Source organism: Cytobacillus sp. S13-E01 (genome assembly GCF_029193815.1).
Classification (GTDB): Bacteria; Bacillota; Bacilli; order Bacillales; family Bacillaceae_L; genus Bacillus_BV.
In genome coordinates, this window is sequence record NZ_JARFVC010000001.1 from 246,462 (window position 1) to 263,471 (window position 17,010).

Consider the following 17,010-nt stretch of genomic DNA (forward strand, 5'->3'; position numbering starts at 1 on the left):
CACATATAAATTCTAATATTATAAAAAAGAAAATCGACTATTAGTCGATTTTCTTTTTTTGTAAATTAAGTTTACCACCAGATGATTGTCGTAAACGTAAGAATAGTTATAGCAGCTACCACTACTCCAGAATACAAGAATAAAGAGGGAACTTCATGCCCTTTGTGTGCCATATGCATAAAATAATATAGTTGGAAAAGTAATTGCACAACAGCTAATAGAATAATAAATGGAACAATGAACCATCCTGTAAAATCAAGACCTACTGCTAAAAATGCTAGAAATGTTAAGAATAGTGTAATACCAAATGTAATCAGTTGGTATTTCATATCTTCTGCATTTTTTTTCTTACGATAAGCTACATCAATCTTCGGGTTACCTGAGTTTGAATGAGTTGTCGCCATCAGTTTATCCCACCATTCCCATTAGATATACTACAGTGAAGATGAAGATCCATACTACATCAATAAAATGCCAGTATAGACTAGCAACATAATATTTAGGCGCATTGTGCAGATCTAATCCTCTTCTAGCATTACGAATGATTAACGTCGTAATCCAGCATAGTCCAAATGCAACGTGTGCACCATGTGTACCTACAAGAACATAAAATGCTGAACCGAATGCGCTACTAGTTATCGTATGCCCTTCATGAACATATTCTGTAAATTCATAAATTTCTAGGCCTAGAAATAATGCACCCAGTAATACAGTAATACCTAACCAAAGCTGCATTTTTTTAAATTCAAAGTTCTTCATGTGGTACATTGCATACACACTAGTTAGAGAACTTGTTAATAATATCATAGTTGCAAGAAAAACAAGTGGTAATTGAAAAAGTTCTTGTGATGTTGGACCACCATTTGTTTGTTCCCTTAAAGCTAAAAATGTTGCAAATAAGGCGGCAAATAATACTGTCTCTCCACCCAAGAAGAGCCAAAATCCTAAAAATTTATTCTTCCCTTCGAGGGTTGCTTTCTCAGGCGATGCTGGAAACGTTTCAGCTGTTAATTTTTCTTCAACGTGCATTATGCCTTAACCCCCTTATCATTGTCATCATCATCCAAAAGGTCTTCTTTATGAATATGGTAGCCATGGTCGTCAATAACTGAACGTAAGAACATAGAACCAAATGTTATAAGTGCCCCGACAAACATGACTGCATACGCCCAAGGCTGTTCTGTACGATACATAATTCCAAATGCTGCAATAAATAAACCTAATGAAATTGTAAATGGTAAGAATGACCCATTTGGCATGTGAATATCTCCTAGTGGTTCTGCTGGAGTCATACCTTTTTTACCTGCCATTTTCTCAACCCATAACGCATCCAAACCACGAACTAATGGAAGTTGTTTAAAGTTGTATTCTGGTGGAGGTGAAGATATTGCCCACTCCAATGTACGCCCATCTCCCCAAGCATCAGCTTCTGCTTTAGGACCATTAATAGATGTCTTAACAACATTTACTAATAAAACAAGAGTTGAAACTGCCATGAAGAAAGCCCCTATGGAACTAATTAAATTACCTAATTCTAAACCTTGGCCTGGTAAGAATGTGAATATACGACGTGGCATACCCATTACTCCAAGGAAATGCTGAATAAAGAATGTTAAATGGAAGCCTATTAGGAATAACCAGAACGTAATTTTTCCAAGTGTTTCAGATAGCATTTTACCAAACATTTTTGGCCACCAGTAGTGAATTCCACCAAGTAGACCAAATACTACTCCACCAACGATAACATAATGGAAGTGAGCTACTACGAAATATGTATCGTGATATTGGTAGTCAGCAGGTCCAACTGCTAACATAACACCTGTTACTCCGCCCATTAAAAATGTAGGGATAAACGCAATTGCATAGAGCATTGGAACTGTAAACTGTATATGCCCACCCCACATAGTCAATAACCAGTTGAAGATTTTAATACCCGTTGGTACAGCAATTGCCATAGTAGCAACTGCAAATATAGCGTTTGCAATTGGACCTAATCCAGTTGTAAACATATGGTGAGCCCAAACCATGAACCCTAAGAAACCGATTAGTACGGTTGCAAATACCATTGATGAGTAACCAAATAATCGTTTTTTAGAGAATGTTGAAAAGACTTCAGAGAAAACACCGAATGCTGGTAAGATCAAAATATATACCTCAGGATGACCGAAAATCCAGAATAAGTGCTCCCAAATAATTGTATTACCACCCATAGTGGGGTCAAAGAAACCAGTTCCAAACAAACGGTCAAACATCAAAAGAGCTAGACCGATAGTCAATGGTGGGAATGCGAATAAAATTAACGCTGATGCTACAAATGTAGACCAAGTAAATAATGGCATACGCATATAAGTCATTCCTGGTGCACGCATGTTGATGATGGTAACAAGGAAGTTAATCCCACCAATAAGCGTTCCAATTCCAGAAATCTGTAGTCCTAACGCGTAAAAATCAATCCCGTGTGTCGGTGACGCTAATGATAGTGACGCATAAGATGTCCAACCAGCATCAGGTGCTCCACCTAAAAACCAGCTTAAATTTAGAAAAACTCCACCAAAGAAAAACAACCAGAACCCTAGTGCATTTACAAACGGAAACGCAACGTCACGCGCCCCAATTTGAAGTGGCATGATTGCATTCATTAATGCAAATAACAACGGCATTGCTGCAAGGAATATCATAGTTGTTCCGTGCATTGTTAGGATTTCATTGTACAGCCCTGCGCTAATAAAATCATTGTCAGGTACCGCTAATTGTATTCGAATAAAAAGTGCTTCTACTCCCCCAACAAGGAAGAAGAATCCACCTGCAATAAGATAAAGGATGGCAATTTTCTTATGATCAACTGTTGTTAAGTAATCCCATACAGTTGCGCCAAAGCCTTTTTTTTGAGTTAACGTACTCACAGTTTAACCTCCTTTTTAACATAATGGAATCATTAGTCTTGTACTTTAAGACTCATTAAGTACTCTGTAAGAGCATCAAGCTCCTCTTCTGAAAGATCCCCATAAGTATTCGACATTTTATTTGCTGGTTTGACTGATTCAGGATCTCTTAACCAGTCTTTAAGATTTTCCTCATTAAATTCTAAAATACCAGCAATCATAGTACGATCACCAAAGTTAGTTAAGTTTGGTGCTGTCGGCCTTTTCTCAGAGCTACTAACTGCATGACAGCCAATACAACTCTTGTCATTAAACAATTGCTCACCTTGTCTTGCTAAATCTGTTTGTGGTTCAGCTACTGCTGTTTTCATATCTTGAATCCAATTATCAAATTCTGCTCTTGGTAATGGAACAACTTTAAAGTCCATAAATGCGTGTGAAGGTCCACACAACTCAGCACATTTACCGTAAAACAACCCACCAGCTTTATCAGTAGATGCCTGGTCAAATTCTAACCAGAATTTATTTATGTTTTCGGTATTGGTGTCCATTTTCCCACCGACTGATGGAATCCAGAAAGAGTGCTTTACATCAGATGATTTTAAATTGAAGTATACTCTCTCATCAGTAGGTACAACTAGTTCTTGACCTGTCACTACCCCTAAGTCAGGGTATTCAAATTCCCACCAATAGAGGTTAGCTGTTACATTTACAACAAGTGCATTTTCGTCGCGAGTTTCCTCTTCCATAGGAGAAACGTCAGCTAATTTGAATGTTGAAGTAACTGTAGGTACTGCCAAAATAATTAATAATATAATTGGGATAACAGTCCATATCATTTCTAGTTTGTGATTACCTTCAACTTGTTTAGGTATTTTGTTTTCGTCTCCTTTACGGCGACGGAAACGAATTATAACATAAATGAAGATAACGGAAACTACTACAATTACGATTACCATAATTAAAGTACTCAAAACCATTAATGAGTACTGCTCATCCGCCACTTCACCAGCCGGTTGAAGCGTGGATAAAAATGGTTTACCACAGCCTGCTAACAGTAACGCCATCAGTCCAAATAATGAAAATGCGCGCACATTTGGTAGCCATCTTTTCATAGCTTAATCAAACCCCTCTTTCAAAGATAGTAATAAAAAATAATATCTTTTAAATTAAAAGATATAAGTTACTCCCATAAGCGAGGGTAAAAATAACCTCCGCCTATGATGTAATTCTTCATCAAGTTCTATTTGTCTAAGTGTATCCAAACTTGGATAAACCTAAGATTGGATATTTTCGACAAGAAGAGCTAGATAAATTCTTTTTCAATAAGTTAATTTCTAAGAGAAAGAATTACTAAGAGTAATATATTGAAACTCTCTTAATTAGATTGTAACAACAACCATCGCTACAAACATAATGGTCAAATAATTAAGTGAGTAAACAAACATGTATTTTGCCCATTTTACATCATCTTTCATTTTAATGCCATAAATTCCAATTACTAACCAGCCTAGATTAAGGAGAGTAGCTAATATCATAAATGGCACACCTAATGAAAATAGATAAAAAGGAAGTGGTAATAGACAAGCTACCCATAGAACCATTTGGCGTTTTGTCATAGCAAAACCATGAACCACTGGAAGCATTGGAACTCCTGCTGCCCGGTACTCCTCAACTCGCCTCATTGCAATTGCCAAAAAATGTGGTGGTTGCCATATAAACATGATTAGGAATAAAATCCAAGCAACCATATCTAGCTGCGGGTCAATAGCTGCCCAACCAATTAATGGAGGAACCGCTCCTGAAATACTACCGATAACAGTGTTAATAGTGTAACGTCTTTTAGACCAAATAGTATATAAGAAAACATATGTTACGGCGCCAATTAAGCCAATAATAGCTGCAGTAACTGTTGTTAACAACAATAAAATAGTTCCTACTAGAGTAAATAGTATTCCCATGATTAGAACACGATTGGGCTTAACCTTACCTGTGACTGTAGGACGTGTTTTTGTACGTTCCATTAAATGATCAATATCACGATCTATGTAGTTATTTATGCTGCATGATCCTGCAATTACAAAAGATGAACCTATCAATGCATATAAAACATTGTCTAAGTTACCTAGAAAGCTCATTCCTGTGAAATGAAGTGCTAGCCATAGTCCTGTAAAGGTTGTAATAAAATTGGAGTTCACAATACCAATCTTAATTAATGCAAGGAAATCCTTCCACGCTGTTGTTTCTTCTATATTATGAGAGCTTCTTTGTTTAGGTATATTGACAGCATCATGTATGGCTCTCGTGTTTGCCATTTTTAACTCCTCCTTTTTCATGCGGACATAGCCTAACCTCACATTCCGCTAACCGAATGTGAAGTTTCCATTTATAACAGGTTACAACCTTCAAGAATTGAAAAATATACATACTCATTTAATAATAGAGTAAGTGGCTTTTTATAGTAAAAATAGTTAGTCGTTATTTATGTAAATTTATTTCATCAAAATTCTACAGAATTATTATTGGACACTTTTTATATTATATAAAAAAAAGCCTCTTCTGTATATTAAATCACATTTCGGATTGCTTTTGTGAACATTTTTTGTAAAATTTTTGTCTATTTTGTGACTCCTCCCTCCTTATTTATTATATGCACTCCATTAAGTTATATAATAAGTCATATCCTATTGTAGGTATTGATTTTTCTTCTATTTACACTATCTTAACAGTGTAAATGTTGCAAATAAAAAGAAATTAGTTAGTTTTAAGTTTTCGTAACACACTACAGTACTAGCAAATCATCAGTTTATAATCAACCACTTTTTATAAGAATAATATATTTTTTCACTATAATTATGCAGCATGTTGAAAGTAGATCGTGAAATATCTTTAGGTGTATAATTTATTCCTTTGATTAACATGCGAAAATTGTATATTATTGTAGAAGTGGTTATTCATTATTGTCTTTGAATTAGTATTTTTTATACTCTAGTAAAAAAAAAAGTGGTTTTATCTTTATTTAGAGAGTTGGAAGGTGGAAAATTTGCATCGTTTGCTTAAATGGTTCGCAGTAGCAACAACGGTTGGAATGCTGTTAGTTCTAATTGGAGGAGCACTTGTTACAAAAACAGAATCGGGCGCTGGCTGTGGAGATTCTTGGCCACTTTGTAATGGCGAGTTTGTACCAAATAGTATTACTCCCAAGTTATTAATTGAATTAAGTCACCGTCTTGTATCTGGTACTGTGGGAATAATGGTATTAATTTTATCTATATGGACGTGGAAAGCAATTGGGCATGTACGTGAAACTAAATTTCTTTCAATACTATCTTTTTCCTTTTTAGTCCTTCAAGCACTACTTGGTGCAGCAGCAGTAATGTGGGGGCAATCAAAAACAGTTCTGGCATTACATTTCGGGATTTCCTTGATCTCGTTTACCTCTGTTTTATTACTAACCTTGTTAATATTTGAAGTCGATAAGAAATTTAATGCTGCTACATTAGTTATTGATTCTAAAATGCAATTTCATATTATTGGTGTCATAGTATATAGTTATTTTGTAGTTTATTCAGGCGCCTTTGTCCGTCATAAAGGTGCAAGCTTGGCATGTCCTGATTGGCCTGTTTGTAATTTTAACCAATTAGGTTTACCAACCCAATCTCATGAATGGATTCAAATGGGGCATCGCACTGCTGCAGGCCTAATTTTCGTCTGGATATTCATCGCCATGCTCCGAGCTATTAAATACCATAAGCATCAAAAGGTGATTTATTGGGGCTGGATTGTATCTTTTATTCTTGTAAGCTTACAAGTCATATCAGGTGCTACAATCGTGTTCACAAATCTTAATTTATTTGTAGCTCTTGCTCACGCTCTATTTATAGCTTGTTTATTTGGAGTGTTAAGCTATTTACTGTTATTAGCAACACGTAGTAAACGTAATCAACAGTCGCTTCAACAAGTAAAAGAAGATAGAATCAACATAAATTAAAACTTCAATAAAAAGTGGGATCTCATGCCCCACTTTTTATAATAACGCTAAGAGCGTGCACGACCTGTGCGTCTTGGACTCAGTTTATCCTCCGCCTCAATACTTAATTTTCTCGGAAAGTATTGAGGTGCGGGCCTTATTGTCCCTTAAGCGGTGGGAAAATTAAAAACGAGGGTAAATTACCCTCGTTTTTTGTTATTTAGAAACCTCTATTAATAAGTCACCTGTTTGGATAGCTTCACCATTAGACACATGAATATCTTTAATTATACCCGTGAACGGAGATTGTACAGTTGTCTCCATTTTCATCGCCTCTGTTATCATCAAGTGGTCACCTTTACTAACCTTTTCACCCTTTGATACTAACAATTTAATTACTGTTCCCGGCATTGTTGCACCAATATGCTCTGGGTTATTGTTATCAGCCTTTGACTTTGCTAGTACAGTAGCTTTAATGCTGTCATCTTTTATAACAACTTCTCTGGACTGTCCGTTAAGTTCAAAATAGACAACTCTTGTTCCGTCGGTTTGAGGCTCTCCAATTGACACAAGCTTAACAATTAACGTTTTACCTTGTTCAATTTCCACTTCAATTTCCTCACCTAAGCGCATCCCATATAAGAAAGTTGCTGTGTCAAGGACTGATATATCACCATATGCATCAAAGGTCTTATGGTACTCCATAAATACCTTAGGATATAGTGCATATGAGATAGCCTCAAAGCTCGTAACCTGTCGACCAAGTGTGTGGAATAAATTTTCTTTTACGTTATTAAAATCAACTGGTTCTAATAACTCACCAGGACGAACAGTTATCGCCTCTCGACCTTTCAAGATAATTCTTTGTAATTCCTTAGGGAAGCCACCATGTGCTTGACCTAGATAACCTTCGAATAATTCTACTACCGAATCTGGAAAATCAAGAGTTTCGCCTTTTTCATATACGCCATCTTCAGTTAAATTATTTTGAACCATATATAGTGCCATATCACCAACTACCTTTGATGATGGTGTTACTTTTACAATATCACCAAACATATCGTTGACATTCCGATACATTTCTTTAACCTCATCCCAGCGCTCGCCAAGACCGACAGCCTTTGCCTGCTGTTGAAGGTTACTATATTGTCCACCAGGCATTTCGTGGACGTATACTTCAGTATGTGGAGATTTCATTCCACTTTCAAAGTCTACATAGTATTTTCTTACATCCTCCCAATAATGTGAGAGCTGCTCTAGTGCATTAATATTTATATTTGGTTTTCTATCAGTTCCCTCTAAAGCATAATATAGCGTGTTTATACTAGGTTGAGACGTTAAACCAGCCATTGAGCTTAATGCCACATCAACAATATCAACACCTGCTGTAATGGCTTTTGAATAAGTCATTATTCCATTGCCACTTGTATCATGTGTGTGGAGATGAATTGGAATATCTACTGTTTCTTTCAAGGCAGAGATTAGCGTATATGCAGCCTCCGGTTTTAATAGACCCGCCATATCTTTGATTCCTAGGATATGGGCACCTGAGTTCTCTAATTCTTTAGCAAGTTGAAGATAATATTGTAAATCATATTTAGTTCTCGTTAAGTCAGAAATGTCACCTGTATAGCAAATTGCTGCTTCTGCTATTTTCCCATTACTACGCACTGCCTCTATTGCAGGCACCATTCCTTTGACCCAGTTCAAACTATCAAAAATTCTAAAAACATCAATACCTGCATACGCAGATTTTTCTACAAATTCATTTATCACATTGTCAGGATAATTTTTATATCCAACCGCATTCGATGCTCTCAATAGCATTTGGAATAAAATATTTGGCGCTTGGTTACGCAATGTTAGTAATCGATCCCATGGATCTTCCTTTAGAAAACGATAAGCAACATCGAATGTCGCACCACCCCACATCTCCATAGAGAACAGTTCCGGTAGCAATCTTGCTGTCGGCTCTGCTATTTTACTTAAATCATTGGTCCTAAACCTTGTTGCAAGCAAGGACTGATGAGCATCTCGAAAAGTTGTGTCAGTTAATAGTACTTCCTTCTGTTCTTTTAACCATGATACAACACCATCTGCTCCCTTTTCATCAAGGATTTGTTTAGTCCCATTAATAATCGGCTCTGTGTGCTTAATTGTTGGAATACGTGGTTTTGAAAATACTGGTTTCTTTCTTTTTTCAACCCCGGGGAAGCCATTGACGGTAACAGTACCGATATAAGATAGCATTTTTGTTCCACGGTCTTTACGTTTAGGGAATATAAATAACTCTGGTGATGAATCAATAAAGGATGTGTTATATTCACCATTCATAAAGCTTTCGTGTTTTATTACGTTTTCTAAGAAAGGGATATTCGTTTTAATTCCTCGAATTCGGAACTCTTTTAAATTTCTGACCATTTTGGATGCAGCTTGTTCAAACGTTAAGGCATGTGTGGAAAGTTTGACTAATAACGAATCATAATAAGGTGTTATGACCGCACCTTGGAAACCATTCCCAGCGTCTAATCTGACACCAAATCCGCCACCAGTTCTATATGCCATGATTTTGCCTGTATCAGGCATGAAATTATTTAACGGGTCTTCTGTAGTAACACGTGCTTGTATGGCAAATCCATGAGTCCAAATTTTTTCCTGTACTGGAATACTGACCTCTTTACTATGTAAAGAATGTCCTTCAGCAATTTTTATTTGCGATTGAACAATATCGATACCTGTGATCATTTCAGTAATTGTATGTTCTACTTGAATACGTGGATTTACCTCAATAAAGAAAAATTCTTCTCCGGCTACTAAATACTCCACCGTACCCGCATTAATATATTCTACATTTTTCATCAAAGAAACTGCTGAGTCACAAATTCTACTTCGAAGATCCTCTGAAAGTGATACACTTGGCGCAATTTCCACTACTTTTTGATGGCGACGTTGTACTGAACAATCTCGTTCATACAAATGGATAATATTACCTTCGTTATCACCTAGTATTTGTACTTCAATATGTTTAGGATTTTCAATTAGTTTCTCAACATATACTTCATCACTACCGAACGCAGCTTTTGCTTCAGACTTAGCTCTTTCGTAAGATTCCTTAAGACCTGCCTTACTACGAACAATACGCATTCCACGACCGCCACCACCTAGTGATGCTTTAATAATGATCGGATAGCCTTGCTCTTCTCCAAAACGTACAACATCTTCTAATCTTTTAACTGGTCCATCAGTTCCTGGAATAACAGGAATATTCGCAAGTTGCGCCTGTTCTCTCGCTTTTACTTTATCTCCAAACATATTTAAGTGGCTTGATTTTGGTCCGATAAAGATAATTCCTTCTTCTTCACATCTTTTTGCAAAATTTATATTTTCAGACAAAAAGCCATAGCCTGGGTGTATTGCATCAATTTCATTACTTTTTGCAATATCGATTATTCCTTCAATATCTAAATACGCATCAATCGGTTTTTTTCCTTCTCCAACTAAATAAGCTTCATCTGCTTTATAGCGATGATATGAGCCTGCATCTTCCTTTGAATAGATTGCAACAGTACGAATATTTAATTCTGTACACGCGCGGAAAACTCGGATTGCGATTTCACCACGATTTGCTACTAGCACTTTCTGGATGTTTTTTTTCATGATTCTCCTCCTCGACTTTACTATTAGTATAACACTTTTTTAAATAGTATATCACATTGAGCGATTTTTACATATTAATCTATTAAATTGATACATTACTTTTTCTGAATCCTTGAACATCCGGCTTTGTTTTTTCTATATCTCTTTTATATGTTGCTTCATAATTAACAAACATTGATACATTTACTAATATCCCCATTGAAAATAATAAAAGAATGAGCGAAGAACCTCCGTAGCTTATAAATGGCAATGTTACACCAGTTATAGGTATAAGTCCGGTTAGTCCACCTAAGTTTATAAAAGATTGGATAGCAAGCATGGCTGATATTCCAATGGCTAGCAAGCTCCCAAAGGGATCCGTACATTTTCTAGCTAATAATAGCCCTTTAAGGATAACAAACCCCAGCAAAAGGAGTACAAATAATACTCCAAATAAACCTAATTCTTCAGCAATTACTGCCATTATAAAGTCTGTATGAGCCTCTGGTAGGTAGCCAAATTTTTGGATGCTTTGTCCCAACCCAAGGCCTGTTATACCACCAGACCCCATTGCAACATATGAATTAATCAATTGGTATCCTGCATTGCCTTCATATAAAAACGGATCTAAAAAGCCTTGAAATCTAGAAACTCTTTCAATTGTGAAAATTGATTCACGCTTAAGGAAAATGATTGGAGTCATAATCAACAATAAAGTAAGTCCAAAAAAAATCAACTTAGCTATGTTTTTAATTCCAATACCTGAACAAAGAATAATAACGGAAGCAATTAAGCCAATAATGAAGGCAGTACCTAAATCTGGTTGAATTACAACAAATAAACATATTACAAAGGTGAATAAGATTGGAGGAAGAACAGCTCTATTTAAGTCATTAATATAAGACTGCTTTTTTGCATAAACAGCGGCTAAATAAATAATAACACTTAATTTAGTAAACTCAGATGGCTGAATTCCTCTTGATCCTAACATCAACCAGCTTTGTGCATTGTTTGCAGTATATCCAAATATAAAAACTAAACCTAACATTCCGATTGAACCCATTACAATTGCTGTTAGAATCCTTGAGTTTGCAAATGCCTTGTACGGAAAAATCATTGCGGCTAGAAATGCCACGAAACCAATAATTAATGAGATTTTTTGCCGATTATAGAAAAAATCTGGATTGTTGAATTTAGATGCTGCTAACACCATACTCGAGCTATATACCATGACAAGCCCAAATACACAAAGCATAAATATGGCAATTATTAATGAATAATCATATGATTTAACTATCTTTTTTATCATCAAAGCATCGTCCTCTAAATATAGGTTGCAAACACTTATGGTTTCTTTATACTATACTTTTCTATTTAAATTAAATAAATCCTGCAAAAATTACTAGATTATAAAATAGACACTTATCGATCAATATGTTAGTTGTTGTAAAAAAACTCAAACCATCCTAGAAGAATAGTTTGAGTCTACAACAACCTTGGTAGCTATAAGATTGACCTAACTGTAAGTAATGCTAACTACTTTGTACATTTTTAAAAGTGGTTAGCTTATGTTTTAATAATTTTTATAAAGTTATTTTTTTACAGAGGATTCATGAAGCGTTGATAGTTGACGTTCGAGCGTATCAAGAAGCTCTTTGCCATTGTTTTCTTCAATAAGTCCTAATCTTACAGCGAAATCTATTTCTCGTGACAAGCCAAACATTTGTGTATCTAATACTTCCTCATATAAAGGGCACTGAGGCATTGTTAGATTATCCATTTGGACTTTTATCAGTTTTAATATTTTATCAGCATCGGTCTTAAGCAAAGCGTATGCTTTTTCACGATGATTAACTACAGTTTCAGCCGCCATATCAAACCCCTCCGTTCACGAGCGATTGCATAATCCTATCTATAAATAGTACAGTGAAAATAGCAAAATTGCAAGAGAAATCCAAATCCCCCTAGTATTTTTAAAAAATTTAGGGTGAGACGTTCAATATCTCATTAGCAAGTTCACTGAGATAATTTATATCACGGAACGTTTCCATAAAAGTCTTGTTCTAGCAATACGAAGTGGACTTCCTAGTGCTGAAATAAATTTGCCGCTTCTAAAAGACTTGTGTATTATTTTTTTGCTATCCTGACTAATCCTTGGTGCTCTTCACTAGAGCTACAATTTACAACAATCACCACATACTTTTAAAGTTGGTGATTATGATACCATATTGGTGACAAATAAAAATTAAAACTTTATACTTATACTTAAAAGGCTGGTGTTTTAGATTGGAATCAATAATTATGGTAGAGGGTAGTGTAGAATATAAGATTACGCTAGACCCAAGTGTATGGATATTTGATGATCGAAAAGTTGATTTAACTACATATTTTGTAACAGAGAAGGTACAAAAAGATGAACTTGAGGAATATACAAAAGCAGTCTCAAAGCATTGGGATCGAGAAATCCAGGAGGGTGCAATATATCCACCTACTTTAAAAACAGAAGCAACATATAAAAAAGAACAACTTCTAAAAGGTACTTTCGGAATCCCATTGCGTTATTTTCTCGATAATGCAACACCAAAGAATGAGGCAACAACTGTTATTATTCAGACAGATAGCATAGATCTTGAAATTTCTCTTGAGCAGGCATATCAAGCTATTTTAGGCTTTTCAAAAGATGGTAAACCACTAAAAACAGATGGTCCGGTCCATTTCTATTTCGGAGACGGCTCTAATAGGAACAATCCTGTAACACATGTGACAAAGTTTTTAATTAAATAAGAATAATTGCGTGTGAGCTCTTAGCTACAGGCATTAACCATTTTAAAAACTGAGCCCCTTGTATTGAGGCTCAGTTTTTATAGCTAATCGGAATTTATATCCATAAATTCTAAAACGCATAAGGGCAACTACGCCTCTGTCTTCGCCCTTGGGCTCGCCACTTTGCCTAGTTTTCTTTATAAGATATCTGCTGCTAACTGTGCTAATCCAGAGCGTTCACCTTTTATCAACTTAATATGCCCAGCAATTTTCTGATCTTTGAATTTTTCTAATACATAGGTTAAACCATTATTATATTCGTCTAAATAAGGATGGTCAATTTGTTCTGGGTCCCCCATTAAAACAATCTTACTCTTGTCTCCAACCCTTGTTATAATTGTTTTAACTTCATGTTTGGTTAAATTTTGAGCTTCGTCAATTATAATAAATTGTTCCGGTATGCTTCTTCCACGAATATAAGTTAGTGCTTCAACTTCTATCGAACCCATTCCAGCTAAAATTGCATCTAGTTCTCCTGGTTTTTTCGTATTAAATAAATATTCGAGGTTATCATATATAGGTTGCATCCAAGGTCTGAGCTTTTCCTCTTTTTCACCAGGTAAGAAACCTATATCTTTTCCTACAGGAACAATCGGCCTTGCTACTAATAATTTTTTATAATGACCAAGATCTTCTGTTTGCATTAGCCCCGCAGCAAGAGCCAATAAAGTCTTCCCGGTACCTGCTTTTCCAATCAACGTAACTAAAGGTATATCATCCCGTAATAATAGTTCTAGAGCCATTGTCTGCTGCGCATTCCTCGATTTGATACCCCAAATATGATCATGATTAAACACTAACTTTTTAACTTTCTTACCTGTGTGATCAACAACCCCGATTGCCGAAGATGATGTCCCAAGTGCATCTTTCATAACAATGAATTGGTTAGGGTAAAATGGGTGATTAGTTAACTCTGATAAACTTAGTTCACCTTTTTCATAAAATCGATTAAGTACATCTGTGTTTAAATAAAGATCCAGTAATCCGGTATAGATATGATCAACTTCAACAACTCGATCACTTAAAAAATCCTCTGCCTGTAATCCTAGTGCATCAGCTTTTACCCTTACAAGTGTATCCTTACTAACTAAAATGACAGATCTACCATTTTCCTTGGTTTGTTCTTCTAACGATAGGTTTTTTGCTACTGCTAATATCCTGTTATCATTCGTCTTCTCAACAAATATTTCTTGTAACTGATGAAAGGATCGATGATTCAACTCAATCCTTAATACCCCTCCATTTTCTAGCGGTATTCTTTCATGTAGCTTTCCTATTTCACGTAATCCATCAATTAACTTCGAAATCTGACGGGCATTCCTACCTAACTCATCCATATAACGTTTTTTTGAATCTACTTCTTCTAAGACAACTGCCGGTATTACTACTTCATTTTCTTCAAAGGAAAATATTGAATGCGGATCCTGCAAGAGAACATTTGTATCTAAAACATATATTTTACTCAAATTTCCGCCTCCTACCCCAATATTTTTTTCTTTTTGTCAAGGGAGTGAAACAGGCGTCCGACCACTCGTTAGCAAAATATATAAATATTACTATAGAATTGAATCTACCCTCACAACCTGCTGTTTTAGCAAACCTTTACTAGCATTTGCAAAACGAGGAAAATTTCAAAACCCTATAGTACATCAATATAACAATGCTATTCCTAAATAGTAATTAGATTTTTTGTAGTTTAGACGGACCGTTGATAAAAATATATGAGTTCATGAATAAAGATAGAAGAATAATTAAACAATAAAAATAGAAAAACTTGGTCTAGCCCATAAAAATATTTCAAAATCTCTTTTATAAAAGTATTTTTAAATGCTTTAAACGAGGTTTAAGTTTCTCAAGGAGGGAATATGTTTTGAAAAAATTAATTGCGTTAACAATTCCAATCTTTTTCCTATTAGTTGGTTGTGGTGCAAATCAAAATGCAAACGAAACTAACGATAATAGAATTCAAGTGAAAAATACAACAGATGGAGTAACAGTTGATCGCAAAACAGGACAAGACATCTCAAAGCATTTAGTAGAACTTGCTTCAAGTATACCAAACGTAAACGATGCAACTGCTGTGGTAATTGGCAATTTTGCTGTTGTAGGTATTGATGTCAACGCAAAGTTGGATCGTTCACGTGTAGCATCAATAAAGTACTCTGTTGCGGAAAGTTTAAAAAATGATCGTTACGGGGCAAATGCTGTTGTAGTTGCTGATGCGGATACCGTTGAAAGACTTAGACAAATGGGTAAGGAAATACAAGATGGACGCCCGATTACTGGAGTTTTAGATGAACTAGCACAAATTGTCGGTAGAATAATGCCTGATATACCAAGTGATATCATTGATAATGACAATGCTAATCCTACAGAGCAAAATGACAAACAGCTTAAACAAGGCGAAGAAAAAAGGTTAGAAAAAGAGCAACAAGATCAATCAAAGAACAAGATGAAAGATCAATAAACTTTTAAGAAAAGTCCTTTTGAAAAAAATTTCTAAGGACTTTTCTTATGATATCGAAATTTATAGGTTGCCCCTTTTTTTGTGTAAAATTTTGGATCTAGTTTTGGTTGTCTAGCTCCAGGTGCCACCCGTCTCTATGGTATAATCCGATAAGCGGGCGCCCTCTCGCTTTTGTTCTAACTTTAGGTCAATCTCATCGCATCCATCACTTGTTTATCCAGCTTGTCAGCCGCCACTTCATCATATGTTTTTTCATAATTTGGTTCATTTGAAATCTTCGAACCATAGAACATAACATCGCGCACCTCATTGATAGCTATTTCTACTAGTGCAAGTTTAAGTGGTACTCCGTCCATTTTTTTAACCTTAATATGTGCCTTACCACTGATTGAATAGGTAGATTCATTAGCAATTACATTTAACACAACTAAAGGATTATTATTAATATTCTCGACGATTCGGGATCTGTTATCGATTGAAATATACACTCTATTCTTATCAGGTGCTAGAACCCATGATAACGCACTAACGTTAGGCCCCCCTGTTTCGTAATCAACCGTAGATAATATAGCGTACCTTTCTTTTTGTAAACTCTCAAATAATGATGGGATTAGTTTTGTTTCAACTTGATTTGCCAATTTAAAAACCTCCTACATTGTATATACATATAATACCTTTTTTCTTCCAAAGATTAAACTCTTTTGGTTTTCATGCTATACTATAACAAAATATTCAGTTTTAGGTAATTATATAAGAAACAGTAGGAGTGTTAAAATGAGAGTCAAATGTGTGATATGTGATAAAATAAATCAAATAGAAGATGAAACAGGCCTTGCAAAAAAATTACGAAACCGTCCCATTCATACATATCTTTGTCCTGAATGTAACACAAGGATAGAAAATAGAACAAACGAAAGAAAAGCTACAGGAAAGTTTAAATTATATCGAAAAAAAGCCAAACAAGATGACTTGTGGTAAAAAGCACTTGTTTAGTGTTCTATGAGCGGACTTTTCGTTGACGTTTATAAATGCTTATCTTTCAATAAAATATAATAAAAAAAGCGCAGGGCGCCCGCCTATCGGCGACAAGCATAAGACAAGCCGGCTGGAAGGTTGTTCTTTACCTTCCGGACGGATTGGCTTATACCATAGAGTCGATGGCGCCCGGAGCTAGACACTAAAACTAGGTACAAACTTTTATACTTTCTTATCTTTTAAAAAAGCCGAACATT

14 protein-coding genes are annotated in these 17,010 nt (G+C 35.5%); 4 read left to right on the forward strand and 10 right to left on the reverse strand.

Annotated elements, in window-relative coordinates; genetic code table 11:
- Positions 1-71: 71 nt before the first annotated feature.
- The 5 genes from ctaF to cyoE form a co-directional block, all read right to left on the reverse strand.
- Entirely contained in the window at positions 72-404 is a 333-nt protein-coding gene (gene ctaF, locus PY093_RS01190; protein ID WP_275644022.1) for a cytochrome c oxidase subunit IVB, read from the reverse strand.
- A 4-nt stretch (positions 405-408) separates the two neighbouring features.
- Positions 409-1,029, reverse strand: a complete 621-nt coding sequence (gene ctaE, locus PY093_RS01195) for a cytochrome c oxidase subunit III (protein WP_275644023.1) — start codon at positions 1,027-1,029, stop codon at positions 409-411.
- Positions 1,029-2,903, reverse strand: coding sequence for a cytochrome c oxidase subunit I (ctaD, locus tag PY093_RS01200; protein ID WP_275644024.1), 1,875 nt, complete (start codon positions 2,901-2,903; stop codon positions 1,029-1,031). Before ctaD ends, ctaE begins: the two co-directional genes overlap by 1 nt.
- Positions 2,904-2,935: 32 nt before the next feature.
- Positions 2,936-3,997 (reverse strand): cytochrome c oxidase subunit II, encoded by a 1,062-nt coding sequence (coxB, locus tag PY093_RS01205; protein WP_275644025.1) that lies wholly within the window; start codon positions 3,995-3,997, stop codon positions 2,936-2,938.
- A gap of 267 nt (positions 3,998-4,264) precedes the next feature.
- Positions 4,265-5,197: a heme o synthase gene (cyoE, locus tag PY093_RS01210; protein ID WP_275644026.1), complete on the reverse strand. Its 933-nt coding sequence runs from the start codon at positions 5,195-5,197 to the stop codon at positions 4,265-4,267.
- 728 nt (positions 5,198-5,925) lie between these two features.
- On the opposite strand from cyoE, the gene PY093_RS01215 reads away from it, so the two are divergent.
- Entirely contained in the window at positions 5,926-6,873 is a 948-nt protein-coding gene (locus PY093_RS01215; protein WP_275644027.1) for a COX15/CtaA family protein, read from the forward strand.
- A gap of 195 nt (positions 6,874-7,068) precedes the next feature.
- Here the strand turns inward: PY093_RS01215 and pyc are convergent, their stop codons facing one another.
- The 3 genes from pyc to PY093_RS01230 all read right to left on the reverse strand — a co-directional run bounded on the left by pyc (position 7,069) and on the right by PY093_RS01230 (position 12,361).
- Positions 7,069-10,509, reverse strand: a complete 3,441-nt coding sequence (pyc, locus tag PY093_RS01220; protein ID WP_275644028.1) for a pyruvate carboxylase — start codon at positions 10,507-10,509, stop codon at positions 7,069-7,071.
- Positions 10,510-10,591: 82 nt separating this feature from the next.
- Entirely contained in the window at positions 10,592-11,797 is a 1,206-nt protein-coding gene (locus PY093_RS01225; RefSeq protein ID WP_275644029.1) for an FtsW/RodA/SpoVE family cell cycle protein, read from the reverse strand.
- Positions 11,798-12,079: 282 nt separating this feature from the next.
- Positions 12,080-12,361: an Fpa/YlaN family protein gene (locus PY093_RS01230; RefSeq protein ID WP_275644030.1), complete on the reverse strand. Its 282-nt coding sequence runs from the start codon at positions 12,359-12,361 to the stop codon at positions 12,080-12,082.
- Positions 12,362-12,774: 413 nt separating this feature from the next.
- Here PY093_RS01230 and PY093_RS01235 point away from each other — a divergent pair, with 413 nt between their 5' ends.
- Positions 12,775-13,272, forward strand: coding sequence for a peptidyl-prolyl cis-trans isomerase (locus PY093_RS01235; RefSeq protein WP_275644031.1), 498 nt, complete (start codon positions 12,775-12,777; stop codon positions 13,270-13,272).
- 176 nt (positions 13,273-13,448) lie between these two features.
- On the opposite strand, the gene PY093_RS01240 is transcribed toward PY093_RS01235, so the two are convergent.
- Positions 13,449-14,777 (reverse strand): PhoH family protein, encoded by a 1,329-nt coding sequence (locus tag PY093_RS01240; protein ID WP_275644032.1) that lies wholly within the window; start codon positions 14,775-14,777, stop codon positions 13,449-13,451.
- A gap of 404 nt (positions 14,778-15,181) precedes the next feature.
- Between PY093_RS01240 and PY093_RS01245 the strand changes: the two genes are divergently transcribed.
- Positions 15,182-15,778 (forward strand): YhcN/YlaJ family sporulation lipoprotein, encoded by a 597-nt coding sequence (locus PY093_RS01245; RefSeq protein WP_275644033.1) that lies wholly within the window; start codon positions 15,182-15,184, stop codon positions 15,776-15,778.
- Positions 15,779-15,960: 182 nt separating this feature from the next.
- On the opposite strand, the gene PY093_RS01250 is transcribed toward PY093_RS01245, so the two are convergent.
- Positions 15,961-16,416 carry a pyridoxamine 5'-phosphate oxidase family protein gene (locus PY093_RS01250; protein WP_275644034.1) on the reverse strand — a complete coding sequence of 152 codons (456 nt, stop codon included), beginning with the start codon at positions 16,414-16,416 and terminating at the stop codon, positions 15,961-15,963.
- Positions 16,417-16,552: 136 nt separating this feature from the next.
- Here PY093_RS01250 and PY093_RS01255 point away from each other — a divergent pair, with 136 nt between their 5' ends.
- Positions 16,553-16,756, forward strand: a complete 204-nt coding sequence (locus PY093_RS01255) for a YlaI family protein (protein WP_275644035.1) — start codon at positions 16,553-16,555, stop codon at positions 16,754-16,756.
- Positions 16,757-17,010 lie beyond the last annotated feature (254 nt).

Coding starts and splice junctions, on each gene's coding strand:
- PY093_RS01255 (WP_275644035.1), top strand. CDS start 16,553: ATGAGAGTCAAATGTGTGATATGTGATAAAATAAATCAAATAGAAGAT.
- ctaE (WP_275644023.1), bottom strand. CDS start 1,029: ATGCACGTTGAAGAAAAATTAACAGCTGAAACGTTTCCAGCATCGCCT.
- PY093_RS01230 (WP_275644030.1), bottom strand. CDS start 12,361: ATGGCGGCTGAAACTGTAGTTAATCATCGTGAAAAAGCATACGCTTTG.
- PY093_RS01225 (WP_275644029.1), bottom strand. CDS start 11,797: ATGATAAAAAAGATAGTTAAATCATATGATTATTCATTAATAATTGCC.
- ctaF (WP_275644022.1), bottom strand. CDS start 404: ATGGCGACAACTCATTCAAACTCAGGTAACCCGAAGATTGATGTAGCT.
- pyc (WP_275644028.1), bottom strand. CDS start 10,509: ATGAAAAAAAACATCCAGAAAGTGCTAGTAGCAAATCGTGGTGAAATC.
- cyoE (WP_275644026.1), bottom strand. CDS start 5,197: ATGGCAAACACGAGAGCCATACATGATGCTGTCAATATACCTAAACAA.
- coxB (WP_275644025.1), bottom strand. CDS start 3,997: ATGAAAAGATGGCTACCAAATGTGCGCGCATTTTCATTATTTGGACTG.